Annotated in this window: 7 protein-coding genes; all 7 read left to right on the top strand. The window is 74.3% G+C overall.

Annotated elements, in window-relative coordinates; all coding sequences use genetic code 11:
• The first annotated feature begins 63 nt into the window (after positions 1-63).
• The 7 genes from GAS53_RS57125 (at position 64) to GAS53_RS44015 (ending at position 20661) form a co-directional block, all read left to right on the top strand.
• Complete coding sequence (locus GAS53_RS57125) at positions 64-9531, top strand: non-ribosomal peptide synthetase (protein WP_151483389.1); 9468 nt, start codon at positions 64-66, stop codon at positions 9529-9531.
• A complete protein-coding gene (locus GAS53_RS43990; protein WP_225859469.1) occupies positions 9528-14981 on the top strand; it encodes a non-ribosomal peptide synthetase in 5454 nt (1817 codons plus the stop codon). Before GAS53_RS57125 ends, GAS53_RS43990 begins: the two co-directional genes overlap by 4 nt.
• A complete protein-coding gene (locus GAS53_RS43995) occupies positions 14978-16522 on the top strand; it encodes an NAD-dependent epimerase/dehydratase family protein (protein WP_192583549.1) in 1545 nt (514 codons plus the stop codon). The genes GAS53_RS43990 and GAS53_RS43995 overlap by 4 nt, the downstream gene beginning before the upstream one ends.
• Positions 16519-17610, top strand: a complete 1092-nt coding sequence (locus GAS53_RS44000) for a Gfo/Idh/MocA family oxidoreductase (protein WP_151483391.1) — start codon at positions 16519-16521, stop codon at positions 17608-17610. The genes GAS53_RS43995 and GAS53_RS44000 overlap by 4 nt, the downstream gene beginning before the upstream one ends.
• Positions 17607-18722: a cytochrome P450 gene (locus tag GAS53_RS44005; protein WP_151483392.1), complete on the top strand. Its 1116-nt coding sequence runs from the start codon at positions 17607-17609 to the stop codon at positions 18720-18722. Before GAS53_RS44000 ends, GAS53_RS44005 begins: the two co-directional genes overlap by 4 nt.
• 5 nt (positions 18723-18727) lie before the next feature.
• Entirely contained in the window at positions 18728-19519 is a 792-nt protein-coding gene (locus tag GAS53_RS44010) for a thioesterase II family protein (RefSeq protein ID WP_151483393.1), read from the top strand.
• Between the two features lie 89 nt (positions 19520-19608).
• Positions 19609-20661 carry a methyltransferase gene (locus tag GAS53_RS44015; RefSeq protein WP_151483394.1) on the top strand — a complete coding sequence of 351 codons (1053 nt, stop codon included), beginning with the start codon at positions 19609-19611 and terminating at the stop codon, positions 20659-20661.
• Positions 20662-20705: the final 44 nt, after the last annotated feature.

Genomic DNA, 20705 nt, shown 5'->3' on the forward strand with positions numbered 1-20705 from the left:
CACCACTCCGTCTCCGCCCCATCCCCGACGTCCGGGCACCCCACAGGCAAGGCTGGTAACGAAGTGTCAGAACGCGATCTCCTGCGATCGGTCCGCCCTCTGCTCACCGACTGGCTCGGTCCCGACGCCGAGCGCGTCGCAGCGGACGACAACCTCATCGAGCAGGGACTCGACTCCATCCGGCTGATGACCGTGGCCGGCGCCCTGCGCCGTGACGGCATCCGCCTGACGTTCGCGGAACTCGCCCGCACACCGACCCTGCACGCCTGGACCGAGCTCGCCGCCGGGCGATGTACCGACGACGCCACCGCTCCCCCGGCCGCGGCGCCCGCCGAGATCCCCGCCGAGATCCCCGCCGACGAGGCGTCGCCCTTCGATCTGGCGCTGATGCAGCACGCCTACTGGGTGGGGCGCGGCACGGAGCACCAACTCGGCGGCGTGGCGGCCCACTTCTACAACGAGTTCGACGGCGAGGGCGTCGACCCGCAGCGGCTGGAACATGCCGTACGCGCCCTGCTCGCCCGGCACGCGCAGCTGCGCGCCGTGTTCGGTGACGACGGGCGCCAGCGCACCCCCGTGACCGCCGCGTGGCCGGGACTGCGCGTGCACGATCTGCGCGAGCTGCCCGAGGACGAGGCGGACCGCCGGCTGGAGCGGCTGCGCGACGAGCTGTCGCACCGCATGCTGCGGGTCGGCGACGGCGAGGTGTTCGACGTGCAGTTGTCGCTGCTGCCGGGCGGCCGCACCCGTACGCACCTCAACCTCGACATGCTCGCCGCCGACGCGCTCAGCCTGCGCGTCCTCCTCGCCGACCTGGCCACGCTCTACAGCGGCGCCGACGCCCTCTCCCCCATCGGCTACAGCTACCGCCGCTACCTCGCCGACCGTGCCGCCTCCGCCGAGCGGGAGCGCGACCGGAGGCGGGACGGCGCCTGGTGGGCCGCCCGGCTGCCGGAGCTGCCCGGCGCACCGACGCTGCCCGTTCTGCCCGGTGCGGAGGCGGCGGAGCGGCCCCGCGTCACCCGGCGCCACCACTGGCTGCCGCCCGAGCGGCGCGAGGCGCTGTTCGCCCGCGCCCACCGGCACGGCGTCACTCCGGCCATGGCCCTGGCCGCCGCGTACTGCGAGGTGCTCGCGGCCTGGAGTGCCGAGCACCGCTTCCTGCTCAACGTGCCGCTGTTCGACCGCGAGCCGCTGCACCCCGATGTGCCGCTGCTCGTCGGCGACTTCACCGGGTCGGTGCTGCTCGCCGCTGACCTGTCCGGCACAGGCTCCTTCCAGGACCGGGCCCAGGCGGTGCAGGAACGCTTCCTCACCGACGCCGCGCACGCCTCGTACTCCGGTGTGGAGGTGCTGCGCGACCTGAATCGCACGCAGCGGGGCGGCGGACGGGTGCTCGCGCCCGTCGTGTTCACCAGCGCGCTCAATCTGGGCGAGCTGTTCTCCGAGGATGTGCGCACGTGCTTCGGACGGCCCGTGTGGATCATCTCCCAGGGGCCGCAGGTGTGGCTGGACGCCCAGGTCACCGAGCTCGACGGCGGGCTGCTCGTCAACTGGGACGCGCTGGAGCGGGCGTTCCCCCACGGGATGCTGGACGCGATGTTCGCCGCGTTCCGTGGGCTGGTCGAGCGTCTCGCCACGGCGGACGCGCCCTGGCGCGAGCCCGTGCCGGATCTGTTGCCGGACGGCCGGCGGGAGGCACGCACGCGTGCCAACGACACCGAGGGGCCACGCAGCGGGCTGCTGCTGCACGAGGACTTCCTGCGCCGTGCGGAGCGCGAGCCGGAGCGGCCCGCGCTGCTCTGGGACACGGATGACGAGAGAGCCGGGGACAGGGCCGGTGGGGCGCTGTCGTACGGCGAACTCGCCGGCCGGGCGCGGCGGATCGCAGCCGCGCTCGGCGCGCACGCCGTCGGTCCCGGCGACCGGGTCGCCGTCTGTCTGCCCAAGGGGGCGGACCAGATCGCCGCCGTGCTGGGCTGTCTGATCGCGGGCGCGGCCTACGTGCCGGTCGGGCGTGACCATCCGGCGGCGCGCCGGGATCGCGTCCTGCGTACGGCGGGTGTCCGTGCCGCATTCGTGCCGGAGGCGGCCGAGACTTCCAAGATGTCCGATGCCTCCGCGGACGCCGAGCCGCTGCCCGACGGCGTGGTGCCGTTGACCGTTTCCACCGCGGTGACGTATGCGCCGGTCAAGGAGGCGGTGGCGGTGCCGGACGGCGATCCGGCGTACGTCATCTTCACCTCCGGCTCGACCGGTGAGCCCAAGGGCGTCGTCGTCCCGCACCGGGCGGCACGCAACACGATCGACGACCTCAACGACCGCTTCGGCGTGGGCGGCGACGACCGTACGTTCGCGCTGTCCGCCCTCGACTTCGACCTGTCGGTGTACGACCTGTTCGGGCCGCTCGCCGTCGGTGGGGCGGTGGTGCTCGTCGGGGAGGCGGGCCGGCGGGACGCGGCGCACTGGCACGCGCTGATGGCCCGGCACGGCGTCACCGTGCTCAACTGCGTGCCCTCCGTCCTGGACATGCTGCTCAGCATCGACGGGGACGGCGCCGCCGGGCTGCGGGTGGTGCTGCTCGGAGGTGACTGGGTGGGTGTCGACCTGCCCGGACGCCTTGCGGCGCGGGCGCCCGGCTGCCGGTTCGTCGCGCTCGGCGGCACCACGGAGACGGCTATCCACTCCACGGTGTGCGAGGTCACCGGCCCGGTGCCCGAGGACTGGACCTCGGTTCCGTACGGCACTCCGCTGCGCAACGTGCGGTGCCGGGTCGTCGACGCCCGGGGCCGGGACTGCCCCGACTGGGTGCCGGGTGAACTGTGGATCGGCGGGGCCGGGGTGGCCGACGGCTACCTGGGCGATCCGGAGCGCACAGCCGACCGGTTCGCACGGTACGAGGGCGAGCGCTGGTACCGCACGGGCGACCTCGCGCGGTACCGGCCGGGCGGCGTCGTCGAGTTCCTCGGCCGCGCCGACTCCCAGGTCAAACTGCGCGGCCACCGGGTGGAGCTGGGCGAGGTCGAGGCCGCGCTGGAGGGCGTGCCCGGGGTCGGACGGGCGGTCGCGACGGTCACCGACGGTGCGCACCGTCAGCTCGTCGCCGCCTACACGCCCGCGACGCGTCCGAAGGAGCAGGTGCGGGGCGGCGTACGGTCGTCGGTCTCGGCCGCGCGGCCCGATCCGCTGGAGGCGGAGGTCGTCGCGTCCGTGATCGGCCGGATCCTGGATGCCGCCGGGGAACGGCCCGACGAGCGGATGCGGGGGCTCGTCCATCTGTGGCGGGACTGGCTGCGGGGCTCCGGGCAGCGGTACGTGTCCGAGCCGGGGCGGGCGACAGCCACACCTGACGGGAACAGTCCGGCCGCGCCCGGCGACCCTGACGTGACATCAGCCGGCGGACCGGACGAGAACTCACCTGACGGACCGGACGAGACGTCAGCCGGTGGACCGGACGTGAACTCACCTGACGGACCGGACGAGACGTCACCCGGTGGCCGGGGTCTGGCGGAACGCGTCGCCGGGACCCGGCTCGAGCCCGTCCTCGCCCGTCTGACCCAGCGGCTGCCGGACCTGCGGGAGATGCTCACGGGGGTACGCGACCCGCTCGAGCTCCTCGACGACCCCGTCCTCGCGCCGGAGGCCGCGCTCGACGCGCTGCCCGCCAGTGCCGCGGCCGCCGCCGACTGCGCCGAGGCCCTGCGCACGCTCGGCGGGGAGCTGGGCCGTGTACCGCGAGTCGCCGTCGTCGGGGCACGGGGTGGACTCGGCGTACGACGAGTCGCCGACCAACTCCCCGTCGGGTCCGTGGAGTTCACGCTGCTCGACTCCTCCGCGAGCCTTCTCGGACTGGCACGGGAGCGGCTGGCCGCGCACGAGGTCCGGTGCCAGGCCCTGCCGCACGGCGTGCTGCCCGACGGGTTGCCGGGCGCGTTCGACGCCGTGCTCGCCCTCGGCGCACTGCACGCCTTCGACGACCCGGCCGCCGGGGCCGCCCAGGCGGCGGCCCTGCTGGCCCCCGGCGGCCTGCTGCTCGCCGTGGAGCAGGGCAGCCTGCCGCCGCTCGGCCTGATCTGCGCGGCCCTGCCGACCCGGGGGTTCGCGGGCTCGGACCCCGCCCGCCGGGCGGCCGGCAGTCCGCTGCTGCCGTCCGCCGCATGGGAACAGCTGCTGCGCGGCCACGGGTTCACCGGCGTGGACACGGCCGTACGCGATCAGGAACCCGCGCTGCTCATCCGCGCGGTGCTCGATCCGGACGCCGAGCCGTGCGACGCGGGGGCCGTACAGGACGCGGTCGCCGGGCAACTGCCCTCGTACATGGTCCCCGACCGGCTGGTCCTGCTACCCGTCATGCCGCTCACCGCGAACGGCAAGGTGGACCGGCGCTCGGTACGCGAACTCCTCGCCCGGCACACCGCCGCGGCCGAGGCGCTCCCGACGCACGGCACACCGCCCCGCCCCGGCGCCGAACAACGCGTCGCCGAGGTGTGGCGAGAGCTGCTGGGCACCCGGACCGTTCACCGCGAGGACGACTTCTTCGCGCTCGGCGGCGACAGCCTGCTCGCCACCCGGATGCTGCACCGCCTCGCCGAGCACGGCGTGCGCGGCGCGCGGATCGCCGAGCTGTTCACCCGTCCCGTGCTCAAGGACTACGCCGCCACGCTCGACCTCGCAGGTCTCAACGACGAGCAGCCGAAGGGCACTTCGGCACTCGTCGCCGACCCGGACCACGCCCACGACCCGTTCCCGGCGACCGACGTCCAGCGGGCCTATTGGCTCGGCCGGGCCGAGGAGATGCGGCTCGGCGGCGTCGGTTCGCACTACTACTCGGAGTTCGACGGCGACTCGGTCGACCTGCCACGCCTTGAGCGTGCCTGGCGGCACCTGATCGGGCGGCATCCCATGCTGCGGGCCGTCTTCGACGAGGACGGACAACAGCAAGTCCTTGCCCGGGTACCGGAGTTCACCATCCCCGTCGCCGAAGGGGAGGAACACCTCACCACTCTCCGCGAGGAGATGTCCCACCAAGTCCTCGACCCCACCCGCTGGCCCCTGTTCGACGTACGGGCGGTCCGGTACGGCGACGAACGCACCCGGATCGGCGTCAGCCTCGACAACCTGATCCTCGACGGCCTCAGCATGATGACCGTCTTCAGCGAGCTTGGCATGTTGTACGCCGATCCGGACGCCGAACTCCCGCCCGTGGAGCCGACGTTCCGGGACTACCTGACCTCGGTGCAACCCGCTCCCGAGGCGGTGGAGGAGGCGCAGACGTACTGGCGTGAACGGCTGCCCGGGCTGCCCCCGGCGCCCCGGCTGCCACTCGTCCGGGACCCGGCCGCACTCGACCGCCCCCGCTTCGTCCGCACGCCCGGAGAGCTTCCTGCCGAGCACTGGCGGCGACTGAAGGAGCGCGCACGCGAGCACGGGATCACCCCGTCCGCGCTGCTCCTCGCCGCGTACGCGGAGGTGCTCGGCACGTGGAGCGAGAGTCCCGAACTGACCGTGAACCTCACGCTGTTCGACCGGCAGGAGGTCCACCCGGACATCAACCGGGTGCTCGGCGACTTCACCTCGCTCCTGCTCGCCGCCCACCACCCGCAACCGGGCGAGAGCTGGCTGACCCGGGTACGCGGACTCCAGGAGCGGCTGTGGCGCGACCTCGACCACCGCTCGGTCTCCGCGGTGTGGGTGATGCGTGAACTGGCGCGGGCGCGCGGCGAGGGCGACGCGGCCGTGCCGGTGGTGTTCACCAGCGCCCTCGGCGTCGACGACGGGGTGTCGATGGACGCGCCCGACGGTTTCCCGCCGCGCGTGTGGGGCGTCAGCCAGACCCCGCAGGTGTGGCTCGACCTCCAGGTGTACGAGGGCCGGGACGGGGCGCTGCGACACCAGTGGGACGCGGTGCGCGACCTGTTCCCCGAGGGGCTGGTCGAGACGATGGCCGGCGCCTACGACCGGCTGCTGAATCAACTCGCCGATGGGGATTGGCAGTTGCCCCGGTCCGAGCTGCGGCCCGCCGGCCAGCGGGAGGTGCGGGACCGGGTCAACGCCACGGGGCGGCCGGGCGGTCAACACGCCCTGCACACCGCCTTCTTCGAGTGGGCCGCCGCCGATCCCGACGCCCCCGCGCTGCTGTGGGGAGAGGACGGTGCGACGACCCGGGGCGAGTTGGGCACGCGGGCCCTGCGGATCGCCGGCACGCTGCGGGACCGGGGAATCGTGCCCGGTGACGCCGTCGCCGTGTCGCTGCCCAAGGGCCCCGAGCAGATCGCCGCCGTGCTGGGTGTGCTCGCGGCGGGCGCCGCGTACGTGCCCGTCGGCGCGGACCAGCCTCCGGTCCGGCGCGAGCGGATGCTCCATGCCTCGCGGGCCCGCTGCGTGCTCGACGCGGACTTTCTCGCAGGCAGCCCGGCGGCTCCGCTGGAGGCTCCCGTGGCCGTCGACCCGGACTCCTGCGCGTACGTGATCTTCACCTCGGGCTCCACCGGCGAGCCGAAGGGGGTCGAGGTCACCCACCGGGCGGCGGCCAACACGGTCGACGACATCAACGACCGGCACGGCGTCGGTCCCGGCGACCGCGTCCTGGCGGTCTCGGCGCTCGACTTCGACCTGTCCGTGTACGACATCTTCGGGCTGCTCGGCGCGGGCGGCGCGCTCGTGCTGGTCGGCGAGGAGGAGCGCAGGGACGCCCAGCGGTGGCGCGATCTGGCCGCACGCCACGGTGTCACCGTCTGGAACTCCGTCCCGATGCTCCTGGACATGCTGCTCACCGTCTCCGACGGGCAGGCCCCGCCGCGGCTCAGGCTCGCGCTGGTCTCCGGGGACTGGGTCCCGCTCGACCTGCCCGCGCGGCTGGCCGCGGGGTCGGACAGGGCGGAGGGGCCGGAAGGGACCAGGGGGTCCGAGGGGTCCGAGGGCAGCTGCCGTCTGATCGCCATGGGCGGTGCCACCGAGGCCGCCATCTGGTCCAACGCGTACGACGCCACGGCCGGGGTCCCGGAGGCCTGGCCGTCGGTGCCCTACGGGACGCCGCTGCGCGGCCAGCGGTTCCGGGTCGTCGGTCCGCTCGGCGAGGACTGCCCCGACTGGGTGCCGGGCGAGTTGTGGATCGGCGGGGCCGGGGTGGCCACCGGGTACCGGGGCGATCCCGCACGCACCGCCGACCGGTTCGTCACGCAGGCCGGGACGCGCTGGTACCGCACCGGGGACCTGGGCCGTTACCGCCCCGACGGGCTGCTGGAGTTCCTGGGCCGGCGCGACCATCAGCTCAAGATCCGCGGCCATCGCACCGAGCTGGGCGAGGTGGACGCGGCCCTGCTCGCGCAGCCGGGGATCGCACGTGCGGTCACCGTCGCTACGGGCCCGCGGGGACAGCAGCGGCTGACCGCCTTCGTGGTGCCGGAGGCCGAGCCGGATGGGACCGAGCCGGATCTCGCGGAGGTGGACCGGCGGCTCGCCGATCACCTGCCCGCCCACGCCCGGCCCTCCGCGCTCGTCCCGCTGCCCGATGGTCTGCCGCTCACCGCCAACGGCAAGGTGGACCGGACCGCGCTCGCCGAACGGGCGGCCGGTCTCGGCAGCGCGCCCGGCGGGCGGGAAGAGCCGACCGGCGCCGTGGAGAAGCTCCTCGCCGACGCCTGGCAGGACCTGCTCGGTGCCGAACAGGTCGGCAGGGACGCCGACTTCTTCGCCCTCGGCGGCGACAGCCTGCTCGCCACCCGGCTGGTGGCCCGGCTGCGCGACGCCGGGGTACGCGGGGCACGTATCGCCGGACTGTTCACCCACCCCGTCCTCAAGGGCTACGCCACCACGCTCGACCTCGGAGAGGGAGGCGAGCTCGGCGGCGAGCAGCCGTCCGCGCCCGTACTCGTATCGGACCCGGACCACGCGTACGACCCGTTCCCGGCGACGGACGTGCAGCGGGCCTACTGGATCGGGCGGACCACCCAGCTCGATCTGGGCGGCGTCGGCTCGCACTACTACAGCGAGACCGACGAGGAGTACACCGACATCTCGGTCGTCGAGCGGGCCTGGCGGCGGCTGATCGACCGGCATCCCATGCTGCGGGCCGTCTTCGACGAGGACGGACGACAGCAAGTCCTTTCCCAGGTACCGGAGTTCACCGTCCCCGTCGCCGAGGGAGAGGAGCACCTGGCGGCACTGCGTGAGGAGATGTCCCACCAGGTCCTCGACCCCGCGCGCTGGCCGCTGTTCGACGTGCGGGCCGTGCACTACACCGCCCCGGACGGGCGGCGCCGCACCCGGATCGGCGTCAGTCTCGACAACCTGATCCTGGACGGTCTCAGCATGATGATCGTCTTCACCGAGCTGCGGATGCTGCGGGACGATCCGGACGTCGAACTGCCGCCCGTGGAGCCGACGTTCCGGGACTACCTGGCGTCGGCCCGGCCCGTCCCGGAGACGGTGGAGGCAGACCAGGCGTACTGGCGTGAACGGCTGCCCGGACTGCCCCCTGCACCCCGACTCCCGCTCGTGCGCGAGCCGTCGGACGTGGGCAGGCCGCGCTTCGCACGCCACGCCACCCACCTGCCGCAGGACGTGTGGGCTCGCCTCAGGGAACGCGCCCGCGCATACGGCGTCACGCCGTCAGTGCTGTTGCTCGCCGTCTACGCCGAGGCGCTCGGCGAGCACGCCGAGAGTCCCGAACTCACCGTCAATCTCACCCTGTTCGACCGGCGGGAGATCCACCCGCACGTCAACCGGATCGCCGGAGACTTCACCTCGCTGCTGCTCGCCGCCCACCACCCGCGAGCGGGTGAGTCCTGGCTCGGACGGCTGCGCGGGCTGCAGGCGCGCCTGTGGAACGACCTCGACCACCGCTCGGTCTCCGCGGTCTGGGCCATGCGCCAACTCGCCCTGGAACGCGGCCCGGACGCAGCGGCCATGCCGGTGGTGTTCACCAGCGCGCTCGGCATCGACGACGACCGGGCCCGGCTGCTGGACCCGCCGTACTGGTCCGTGTCCCAGACCCCGCAGGTCTGGCTCGACCACCAGGTCCTGGAGGACGCCGACGGGCTCCGCCTCACCTGGGACGCGGTGACCGGGCTGCTGCCCGACGAGCTGCCCGAAGCACTCGCCGCACGCCAACTTGCCCTGCTGGAGAAGCTGTCCGAAGCACGGGACTGGGACGCGCTGATCCTCGCCACGGGCCTCAAGGACGGGGAGCGGGTCACTCTTCCCGACAGGAGCGCCCTGCCCGAGCGGAGCGCCCCCGCCGATGCCGGAGGCCCGCCCCGCGGACGTACCGAAGAACTCGTCGCGGCTCTCTGGGCCGAGCTGACGCCCTCGGGACCGCCCGCGGGACGCGACGAGGGCTTCTTCGCGGCCGGCGGGGACAGCCTCCTGGCCACCCGCCTCATTGCCCGATTGCGCGAACTCGCGGGCGTGGAGGTGCCGTTGCGGGTGTTCTTCACCGCCCCGACCGTCGCCGCGCTCGCGGCCGCCGTCGACACCGCCCGTACCACCGCCGAGACCACCAACCCCACCTGGGAAGAGGGAGAACTGTGAGCGCCGCCGAGCTGGTTTCGGAACTGGCCACCGCTGGAGTCGAGTTGTGGGAGGAGGACGGCAGGCTGCGCTTCCGCGCGCCGCAGGGCGCCCTCACCGACGTCCTTCGCGAGCGGCTGGCCGCCGACCGGGACGCCGTCCTGGCCTATCTGCGGGACCCGTTCGCCGAGCCCCTCGTGCCCGATCCGGACGGGGAGCACCTGCCGTTCCCGCTGACCGAGGTGCAGTCGTCGTATCTGCTGGGCCGCACGGACGCGTTCGCGTACGGCAAAATCGGCTGCCACGCCTACCTGGAGTACGCGCTCCCGGGCAGTGTCCCGCCCGAACGGGCGGCAGACGCCTGGCGTGCGCTGGTCGAGCGGCACACCGCACTGCGTACCGTGTACCACCCGGACGGCCAGCAGGTGCTCAAGGACCTGCCGCCGTACGAGATTCCGGTGGCCGGGGCCGACCGTGCGGACCGAATACGCGAGGAGTTGTCGCAGCGCACGTACGACCCGGCGGTGTGGCCGCTGTTCGACGTGCGGCTCACCCACTCCGCCGAGCGGCTGCTCGTGCATCTCTCCGTCGACCTGCTGGTCACCGACTTCTCGGGTGTGCAGCAACTGCTGGGCGAGCTGGAGCAGTTGTGCGTCGGGCCGGAGCGGGCACTGGAGCCGGTGCCGATCTCCTTCCGGGACCATGTGCTCGCGGAGCGGCGGCTGCGGGACAGCGCCCGCTGGGCCCGCGACCGCGCCTACTGGCTCGACCGCGTCGACACACTGCCGCCCGCGCCCGAACTGCCGGTCCTGGCCGAGGAGTCCGGCCAGGCGGTGCGGTTCCGGCGGCTCGCGGACCGGCTGTCGGCGGGCGAGGCCGCTCAGCTGCGAAACCGGGCCGCCGCGCACGACCTGACCGTCTCCAACGTCCTCCTCGCCGCCTACGCCGAGGTGATCGGACGCTGGAGCGCCAAGCCGCGCTTCACCCTCAACCTGCCCGTCTTCGCCAAGCGGCCCGTGCATCCCGACATCGGCCGGGTCGTGGGCGACTTCACCTCCGTGACGCTGCTGGCCGTCGAGCCCGATCCGCGGGCACCCTTCACCGACCGCGCCCGCGTGCTCGGCGCCCGGCTCTTCGAGGACCTCGACCACGGGCTGTACTCGGGCGTCGAGGTGCTGCGCGAGGCGGGCCGGCGCACAGGACCGGCGCTCATGCCGGTGGTGTTCACCAGCACCCTCCAGGGGGCGGAGGCACCCGCGAGCGGCCCCGGCAAGGTCGTGTACGGCGTCACCCAGACCCCGCAAGTGTGGATCGACTGCCAGGTCATGGAGTCCGGGGGCGAGGTCCTGCTCGGCTGGGACGTCCGCGAGGGGGTCCTCCCGGACGGGCTCGTCGACGACGCGTTCGCCGCGTACGCCGCTCTCGTACGGGAGTTGGCGGCCTCCGACGCACCGTGGCGGAGCACCGACCCGGTGCCGCTTCCCGCCGCGCAGGCGGCCCGGCGCGCCGAGGTCAACGCCACCGACCGGCCGCTGCCGGAAGGGCTGCTGCACGACCGGGTGTTCGCCGCGGCCGCCGCACATCCGGAGCGGCCCGCGGTCATCGCGCCGGACCGCACCCTCACGTACGCCCAACTCCTAGCCCATTCAAGGGCGGTTGCCGCGCGCCTGCGGGATGCCGGAGTCGTGCCGGGCGACCGGGTCGCGATCGTCATGGACAAGGGCTGGGAGCAGATCCCGGCCGTGCTGGGCACGCTGGACGCGGGTGGTGTGTATGTGCCGGTCGACACGGTCCATCCGCCCGCCCGGCGTGCGCGGGTGCTCGCGTCGAGCGGGGCGGTCGCCGTCCTGACACAGCCCCGGCTCGCCGACGCGTACGAGGTGCCTTCGATCGCCGTCGACGCGCTGGAGCCGTCGGATGCGGCGGAGCCCCGGCCGGTGGACCCCGACGACGCGGCGTACATCATCTACACCTCCGGTTCGACCGGTGAGCCCAAGGGCGTCGAGGTGTCCCACCGGGCGGCGCTGAACACCGTCGCCGACATCGACGACCGCTTCGGCGTCGGCCCCGACGACCGGGTCCTCGCGCTCGCCCAGCTCGGCTTCGACCTGTCCGTGTACGACGTCTTCGGCCCGCTCGCCCACGGCGGCGCCCTGGTGCTGCCGGATCCCGAGCGGCGCGGCGATCCCTCGCACTGGTCCGACCTCGCGGCCCGGCACCGGGTGACGCTGTGGAACTCGGTGCCCGCGCAACTGCAGATGCTCTACGACTTCCTCGCGTCCGGCACAGGGTCCGGGCACGTCGCCGCTCTCGCGGGGCTGCGGCTCGGGCTGCTGTCCGGCGACTGGATCCCGGTACGCCTGCCGGACCGGGTGCGGGCGCTGCTGCCCGGGCTGCGGCTGATCAGCCTCGGCGGGGCCACCGAGGCGGCGATCTGGTCCATCCACCACCCCATCGAGCAGCCCGTCGACCCGGACCGCCCGAGCATCCTGTACGGCCGTCCGCTCGCCAACCAGACCTTCCACGTCCTCGACGAGGCGCTGCGGCCCCGCCCCGACTGGGTGCCGGGCGAGCTGTACATCGGCGGCAGCGGCCTCGCGATCGGCTACCACGGGGACCGGGAGGCCACCGCGCGCAGCTTCGTCGGCCATCCGGTCACCGGCGAGCGGCTGTACCGCACCGGCGACCTGGGCCGGTATCTGCCCGGCGGCGACATCGAGTTCCTCGGGCGCGAGGACGGCCAGGTCAAGATCCGCGGACATCGCATCGAACTCGCCGAGATCGAGGCCGCGTTGACCGGCCACGCGGCGGTGGGCGCGGCCGCCGTCCTGGCGGTGGGCGACTCGCCGCTGGAGCGCCGGCTGGTCGCCTTCGCCGAGCCGGGGCGGATCGCCGAGGCATCGTCGCCGGACGACAGGTCTTCGCCGGACGACAAGTTGGAGCGGCGGGCCCGGGCGGCCGCAGACGCCGCGGGAGTCGACGAGCCGCGGCGCGTCGCCGACTTCGCCCGGCTCCTGGACGAGGCGTCGCTCACCTCCATGCTCGACGCGCTGCGCGCCCGGGGGCTGTTCGCCGATGCCGGTGCCGCGCACTCCGTGGACGAGGTGCTGGCAGCGGCCGCCGCACCGCGTCATCACCGGGTGATACGGCGATGGCTGCGGGTGCTGAGCGGTGAAGGCCTCTTGGCGCGCGATCCGGAGAGCGGGCGCTACCGGCTGTCCGACGGCGTCGGTCGCCTGTCCCCGGCCGCCGGGTGGCAGCGAGTCGCCGACGTGTGGAGCGACGAGCTCGGGCCGACGGAGCTTCTCGACTATCTCCGTTCCAACGCCGACCAGTTGGACGCGCTGATGGACGACCGGGTCGCCGCCGTGGACCTGCTCTTCCCCGGCGCCACGATGGAGACCGCGGACGCCGCCTACCGCGAGAACGTGATGTCCGCGTACCTCAACCGAGTAGTGGCCGAGGCCCTGAGCACGGCGGCCGAAGAGCTGCCGCCCGGCCGTCCGCTGCGGGTCCTCGAGGTCGGCGCCGGGACCGGGGCGAGCACGGCCGGGGCACTGCCCGCGCTGGACGGCTTCCCGGTGGAGTGGCTCTTCACCGACGTCAGTCCCTTCTTCCTGGAGCGGGCGCGGGAGCGGTTCGGGGACGACCCGCGACTGCGGTACGGCCTGTACGACGTGGACGCCAGTCCCCGTGAGCAGGGCCTCGTCACCGGCTCCTTCGACGTGGTGGTGTGCGCGGGTGTGCTCAACAACGCCCGGGACACGGCGGCGGCGCTCACCGCGCTGCGCTCCCTGCTGGCTCCGGGCGGGCTGCTGCTGGTCACCGAACCGACCCGGGAGCACTACGAGATCCTGATCTCGCAGGCGTTCATGATGACCGGCGCGGAGGATCTGCGCCGCGCCGACGACGCCGATGGCGCGGACGCCACCTTCGTGACGAGGGAACAGTGGCTGCGGCTCTTCGAGGAGGCCGGCGGGCGGACCGAGGTGTGCCTGCCCGAGCCGGGCCACGCGCTGGAGCCGCTGGGCCAGCACGCCTTCGCCGTACGGTTCAAGAGCGACCGCAGCCCCGTCGACCCGTTCGCGCTCGCCGAGCATCTGGCGGCGCGGCTGCCTGTCTACATGCTCCCCGCCGCGCTGCACATCGTCGACGAACTGCCGCTCACCGCCAATGGAAAGGTGGACCGCAAGACCCTCGCGACGTGGGCCGCCGTGCCGGACGAGGTGGCGAACACGACCGAGGCGGCCGCCGAATCCGCCGAGCCCGCCGACGAGTTGGAGCAGCGGCTCACGGAGGTGGTGGCACGGGCACTCGGGGTGGCCTCGGTGGCCAGGGACAGGAGCCTGTTCGACCTGGGCGCCGACTCCCTGGTCCTCGCACAGCTGTCGGCCCGGCTGATCGAGGAGCTCCCGGAGGCGGCGGACCAGCAGTTCGACACACTGCTGCGGGAGTTGCTGAACCGGCCGACGGTCGCGGATCTCGCACGCCATCTGCGGGGCGGCGCCACGTCCGATGCCATCGGTTCGGAAGGCGGCGGATCGGCGAGTGCCCTGCTAACGCTCGTCGAGGACCCCGCCGCCCCTGACAGCGGGGGCGGGGTCCTCCAGGTGCTGGTGCACGAGGGCATCGGCACCATGGCTCCGTACCGTGAACTGGCCGGAGCGCTCGGCTCGTACGGCCCGCTGGTCGGCCTCGCCGTCGGTGACGTCGACACCTGCGTGGACATCCCGGCGGACCGGTTCGTGGAGCGGCTCGCGGCCGAGCACGTACGGCGGCTGACCGCCACCGGAGCGGACCGGTTCCGGCTCACCGGCTACTGCCTGGGCGGGCAGCTCGCCACGGAGATCGCCCGGCAGCTCACCGAGGGCGGGGCGCTCGTCGAGCGGCTGACGGTGGTCAGCAGCAGCCCGCCCGCGTTCGTCTGCGAGGACGAGCTGCTGATCGAGCACGCCTTCGCCCGGGTGCTCGGCGCGGCCCCGGCGGCCGCCGGATACCCGGACGACGAGGAGGAGCTGGGGGCGGCGCTGCGCGCGATCCTCGACGCCACGCCGGGCAGGGTCGAGGCCGGGGCCTTCGCCGCCCTGTGCGGTGAGCCGCGACTCGAGGCGGTGGCCCGCCGGATGCGGGCCCTGGCCGAACTGCCGCAGCAGGAGCGGCTCGCCGCGATCGCCCGCACACTCGGCGGGGACGGCGACGCGGCCCATGTGCCGGGCCTGTACCGGGTGTTCCGGCACGCCTTCGCGGCCGCCTCACTGCACACCACGGAGCCGTACGCCGGGGACATCACCCTCGTCCGGCCGCGCGGGCGGCTGCGGTTCCTGGCGGGGTTCGGGCAGGAGGCGGACGAGCTGTGGCGCGAGGTGTGCCTCGGCGATCTGACAGTGGTCGATGTCGAGGGCGACCACTTCAGCTGCCTGCGCGCGCCGCAGGTGGCGGAGGTCGCGGCGGCGGCCGGGGGCACGCCGTGAACCGCGGGCGTACGGCCCCGGTCGCGGTGGGTGTCGTCGGCGCGGCCGGGGCGGTGGGCCGGGCCGTGCTCAACGAGCTGCTCCGGCTCGGGGTCGGGCCGGTGCGGGCGGCCGTGCGCCGCCCGCCGGACCGGCCACTGCCCGCGGGGGCCCGGCTGTGGTCCGAGCCGGTGGACGTGACCGATGCCTCGGCCCTGGCCGCGTTCTGCGCCGAGTGCCGGGTGGTGGTCAACGCCGCCGGGCCGGTCCGGGCCGTCGGCCACTGGGTGGCGGCGGCCGCCCTGGCGGCGGGCGCGGACCTGGTCGACGTCAACGACACGGCCGAGCTGCCCGGACCGCCGCCGTACGCCCGGCTGCTGCGGTGGCGCACGACAGTGATCGGGGCGGGGTTGATGCCGGGACTGGCGGGGCTGCTGCCGGGGCTGCTGGTGGCGGACGGAGCCACCGCCCGGAGGAACGCCGGCATGTGGGCTTTCGGTGGGGAGGCGCCCGGCCTCGGCGCCCCCGCACGGGTGACCGTGCCGGGCGGCCGGGCCGGCCATGCGCGGCAGACACCCGCACCGGCCCCGCTCGGCCCGACGGCCACCGGCAGGCGGTCGGCCGGCGATCGGATCGCCGGGCCGGCTCCCTCGGCCGCGTGGTCCGCGGGTGGGCGCCCCGACTCTGCGAGCGGCGGTCGTCTCCTCGACGGCCGCGCCACCGGTGTCCCGGTCCCTCGCGGGCAGGCCGGCGCCTCGGCCGCGGTGCCCGCGACGGCGACGGCCACCTCGGGCGAGGCGCCCACCGGGGCACGGGCCGCCGGGGATCCGGCGACCGGCGGCGCGCTCACCGAGCCCGGCGTGTCCGCGGACGGTGACGCGACCGCGGACCGCGCCGAAACGGCTCGTGCGGCGCTCACCGTGCGCGTCGGCGGGCTGCCGCACTTCCCGCCCGCGGCCGCGCGGGACTTCATGGAACGGCTCGCCCGGCCGGGCGGCGAGGTGACCGCCGTCTGGCGCGGCGGGCGCAGAGTGCCGGGTGCGCTCGCCGTCGAGCGCGACGCGCGGCTGCCGTACTTTCCCGGGACCGTGACGGCCATCCCGTACCTGACCGAGGAGGCCATGGGCGTCGCCCGCCGGTACAGCGTCGGCGAGGTGCGCTGGTACACCGTGTTCGGCGGCGAGCACGCCCGCGCGATCCTCGACCGTTACCGTGCCGGGCTCCCACCGGGCCGCACGGTGGACGAGGCGGCGGCCGAGCTGTCCCGCGCGACGCTCACCGACCTCGCGGGGCGCTCGCCCCACCAGGTGGTGACCTGCGAGCTGGACGGGCGCGGCCTCGTGCTCACCGGTACGGACTCCTCCGCCCTCACCGGCACCACGGCCGCGCACGCGGCGCTCGCCCTGCTGAGCGGTGAACTCCCGCCCGGACAGCTCCACTTCGCCGGGCTCCCGGAACCCTCGCGCATCGCGCGACGCATCGCCGAGGCGCCCGCCGTCACCGGGCTGCGACTGCTGGACGGGCCCCTGGCCGAACTCCCCGTAGAAGAAGGAATCCTGTGACCCGAGTCGTCGTCTGCGGCACCGGCTTCGGCCGCGTGTATCTCAGCGCCTTCCAAAAGCCGCTCGAGCCGGAGCCGGACTTCCCGTTCCGGCTCACCGGGATCCTCGGCCGGGGCAGCGCCCGCTCCAAAGCGTGCGCCGAACGTTACGGCGTCCCCCTCCTGACCGATCCCGACGACGTACCCGAACTGGCCGACCTGGCCTGCGTGGTGGTGCCCAACGGCGTCGGCGGCGGGGACGGCGCCGCCCTCGCCCAGCACCTGATGGCACGCGGAGTGCACGTCCTGCACGAGCATCCGATCCACCGGAGCGAGCTGGCCGACTGCCTGCGCACCGCGCGCCGGCACGGCGTCCAGTACCGGCTCAACACCTTCTATCCGCACCTCACACCGGTACGCCGTTTCCTCGCCGCCGCCCGCCATCTCACCGAGCGGCAGGAACTGTTGTACGCGGAGGGTGCCTGCGCCATCCATGTCTCGTACGACCTCGTCGACATCCTGGGTCAGGCCGTCGGCGGGCTGCGCCCCTGGCAGCTGACCGACCCGGCTCCGGGCGGCGGTCCCTTCAGCACGCTGGAGGGGCGCCTCGCCGGCGTCCCCCTCACCCTGCGTGTGCTCAACCAGCTCGACCCCGAGGACCCCGACAACCACACCCACCTGCTGCACCGGGCCGCCCTCGGCTTCACCGGCGGCACCCTGACCCTGGCCAGTACGCACGGCCCGGTGCTGTGGAGCCCGGCGCTGCCCGCACCCCGCGGGGACGACGGCGAACTGGACTTCGACGCCGAAGCCCTCGACCTGGTGCGGCTCCCCGGCGTGCAAGCGGTCGGCCCCACCGAGGCGCCCACACTCCGGGAGGTGTACGCACAGGTCTGGCCGGACGGGGTTCGACGCGCCCTGCGGGCGACGGCGGCCGCGATCGAGGCGGGCGACGATCCGCTCCGCGCGAGCCAGTACCACCTCACGCTCAGCCAGATCTGGCAGGACCTCACCGCGCGGCTCGGCTATCCGGACCTCGTCCGGCGCCCCGCGCCCCAGCCGGTCACCGCGCCCGAACTGGCCGCCGCGGTAAGGAGGGAGGGCCTGTGAACCGGGTGGCCCTCGCGTTCAACCCGCTCGACCTCAGCCACACCGACGACCCGTATCCGCGGCTCGCCGCCCTGCGTCGCGACCGGCCGGTGTCCACGCCACTGCCCGGCTGGCACGTCGTGGTCCGGGACGCGGACGTACGGACGGTTCTCGCGGATCCGCAGGCATGGTCGAGCCGCCGCAACAACACCTCCGTGCCGAACACCCCTGAAGCGGAACGGGAGTTGGCCCTCTCCCAGCTGGACCCGCCCGGGCACACTCGGCTGCGCCGCCTCCTCTCGCCCGCCTTCGCGCGCACCACGGTGGAGGCGCTGGAGCCCGTCGTACGGAAGCGGGCCGAGGTCCTCGCCGATCAACTCAGGCACGGCGAGGGCTCGGTGGACCTCGTCGCCGCGTTCACCGCGCCGCTGCCGCGTGCCGTGCTGGCGGCCTTCTGCGAAGTGACGGAGGCGGATGCGGCGGAGTACGACCGCTGGGCCGCCGCCTTCACCGATCTGCTCGGGCAGCGGGCCCGGCCGGAGTGGCCCGGGTTCGAGGAGTGGGCGCGCCGGGCCTCCGACGGGCCCGCTCTCAGCGGCGTACTCGGTCAGCTCGACAGGGCCGAGGCCGTCACCTTCCTGCACTTCCTGATCGTCGCCGGGGTCCCCAACCTCCGTCACGCGCTGGGGAATCTGGTGATCCGGCTCCTGCGCGCGGACCACTGGCGGGCCGTCGGGCTGCCGGAGGCGATCGAGGAGTCGCTGCGGCTCGATCCGCCCGCGCTGTGGCAGATGCGCACCGCGACCTGTGACGGCGTCCTCGCGGACACCCCGATACGGGCCGGGGAGCGGGTTGTCGCCGTCGTCGCCTCCGCCAATCGCGACCCGGCGCGCTGGGGCGAGGACGCCGACGCGTTCCGCCCCGGGCGGCCGGGGCTGCGCGCCCACCTGGCCTTCGGCAAGGGGCCGCACGCCTGCCTCGGCGCGTCCCTGACCCGGCTCCAACTCCGGGTGGCCGCCGAGGTGTTGATCGACCGCTTTCCCGGGCTGAGGCTGGAGCCCGGTTTCCGATTCCGCCGCGCGGGCGACTTCATGAGCCGGGGTCCGGCCGCGCTGCCCGTCCACCTGGAGTGACCCGAGTGACCCAACTGACCACCGCCGCCTCCCGCTGGCTGCGCCGCCCTCTGCCCCGCCCTGCGGCACGGGTCTCGCTCGTGTGCTTCCCGCACGCGGGCGGCAGCGCAGCCTTCTACACACCCTGGGCCCGGCTGCTACCACCCGACGTGCAACTCGTCGCCGTGCAGTACCCCGGCCGCCAGGACCGTCTCGGCGAACCGCCGGCCGAGACCATGGACGAGCTCGCGGAGGCCGTCGCCAAGGTCCTACGGACGGACGGCGCCGACGGCCACGAACTGATCCTCTTCGGCCACAGCATGGGCGCCTCGGTGGCCTGGGAGACGGCCCTGCGGCTGGAGGCCGGAGCCGGCCCGGCACCCCGGCACGTCTTCGTCTCCGGGCGCCCCGGACCACGCCACCAGCGGCCCGGCCAGGTGCACCTGCGGGACGACGACGGGCTCGCCGCCGAACTGCGCCGCCTCGACGGCACCCACACCGAACTGCTCGACGACCCCGAGATACGGGCCGTGCTGCTGCCCGCCGTCCGCGCCGACTACCGGCTCATCGAGACGTACCGGCCGGACACGACGGCCCGGCTGCGCTGCCCCCTCGGCGCGTTCACCGGGGACGCGGACGAGGAGGCACCGGTGGACGACGTCGCGACGTGGCGCACCGCCACCGCGGGCGCCTTCACCCAACGGGTGCTGCCCGGCGGGCACTTCTACCTCGTGCCGCAGGCCGAGGGGCTCGTCGCGGCGGTCCTCGACGCGTGCGGCAGCAGTCCTGGACGGTCTGTCCACCCCGTACTTCCCTGACCTGCCCCTCTCCCCTCTCCCCTCTCCCCTTTCCTCTTCCCTGCTCCTCCCTCCTCCCTCCTCCCCCACTCCCGTACTCCTGGAGCGACATGACCACGCTGCCCCAAGCCGCCCCGACCCGCGTCGACCTGGCCGTGCTCGCCGACCTCGTCACCCCGTGGGCGATCCGGGTCGCGGCAACCCTGCGCCTGGCCGACCACATCGCCGCGGGCCGGACCCGGCTGCCCGAGCTCGCCCGGGCCTCGGATGCCGACGCCGACGCGCTGCGGCGCCTGCTGCGCGTGCTCGTCGGACGCGGTGTCTTCGCCGAGCCGGAGGAGGACACGTACGCGCTGACGTCCGCGGCCGAACTCCTCAAGGAGGACGGGCCGTTCGGCATGCGGGCCTGGTTCGACCTGGACGGCATGGGCGGCCGGATGGACCAGGCCTTCGGCGGGTTGCTGCACACGGTGCGCACCGGAGAGCCCGCCTACCCCCTCGTGCACGGCCGGTCGCTGTGGCAGGACACCTTGGAGGATCCGGAACTCGCCCGTTCCTACGCCGAGTTGATGGCCACCCACACCACGTGGGCCGCCCCCGAGGTCGTCGCCGCGCACCCCTGGCCCGAGCACGGTCATGTGGTCGACGTGGGCGGGGGTTCCGGATCCCTGCTGGCCCGGGTACTCACCGCACGACCGGGGCTGCGCGGCACCCTGCTCGACCTTCCGGAGGCCGCGGAGGAGGCCCGCCGGGCCCTGGAGGCCAAGGGGCTCGGCGCTCGCGCTTCGGTGCATTCCGGCAGCTTCTTCGACCCGTTGCCCGCCGGGGCGGACCTGTATCTGCTCACCTGGGTGCTGCACGACTGGAACGACGACGACGCGTTGCGCATCCTGCGCCGCTGCGCTGCCGCTGCCACCCCCGGTGGCGGTGGCGGCGAGATCCTGATCGTCGAGAACCTCGTCACCGGCGGCCGCCGCGCCGACGTGGCCGCCGCCATGGATCTCCGGCTCCTGGTGCTGTTCGGCGGCCGAGAGCGTACGCCCCGGCAGCTGGACGACCTGATCACCCGCGCCGGGCTACGCGTCACCGGCCGCCACGTCACCGGAACGGGCATCCACCTGGTGACCTGCGCGGCCGGCGAGCAAGCGACCGACCGGCAGTAGCCAACCGACCGGCGGCACGGCCCGAGGCCGTCCCGCCGCCGTTC

It is taken from the genome of Streptomyces albicerus (genome assembly GCF_008905045.1).
Classification (GTDB): Bacteria; Actinomycetota; Actinomycetes; order Streptomycetales; family Streptomycetaceae; genus Streptomyces; species Streptomyces albicerus.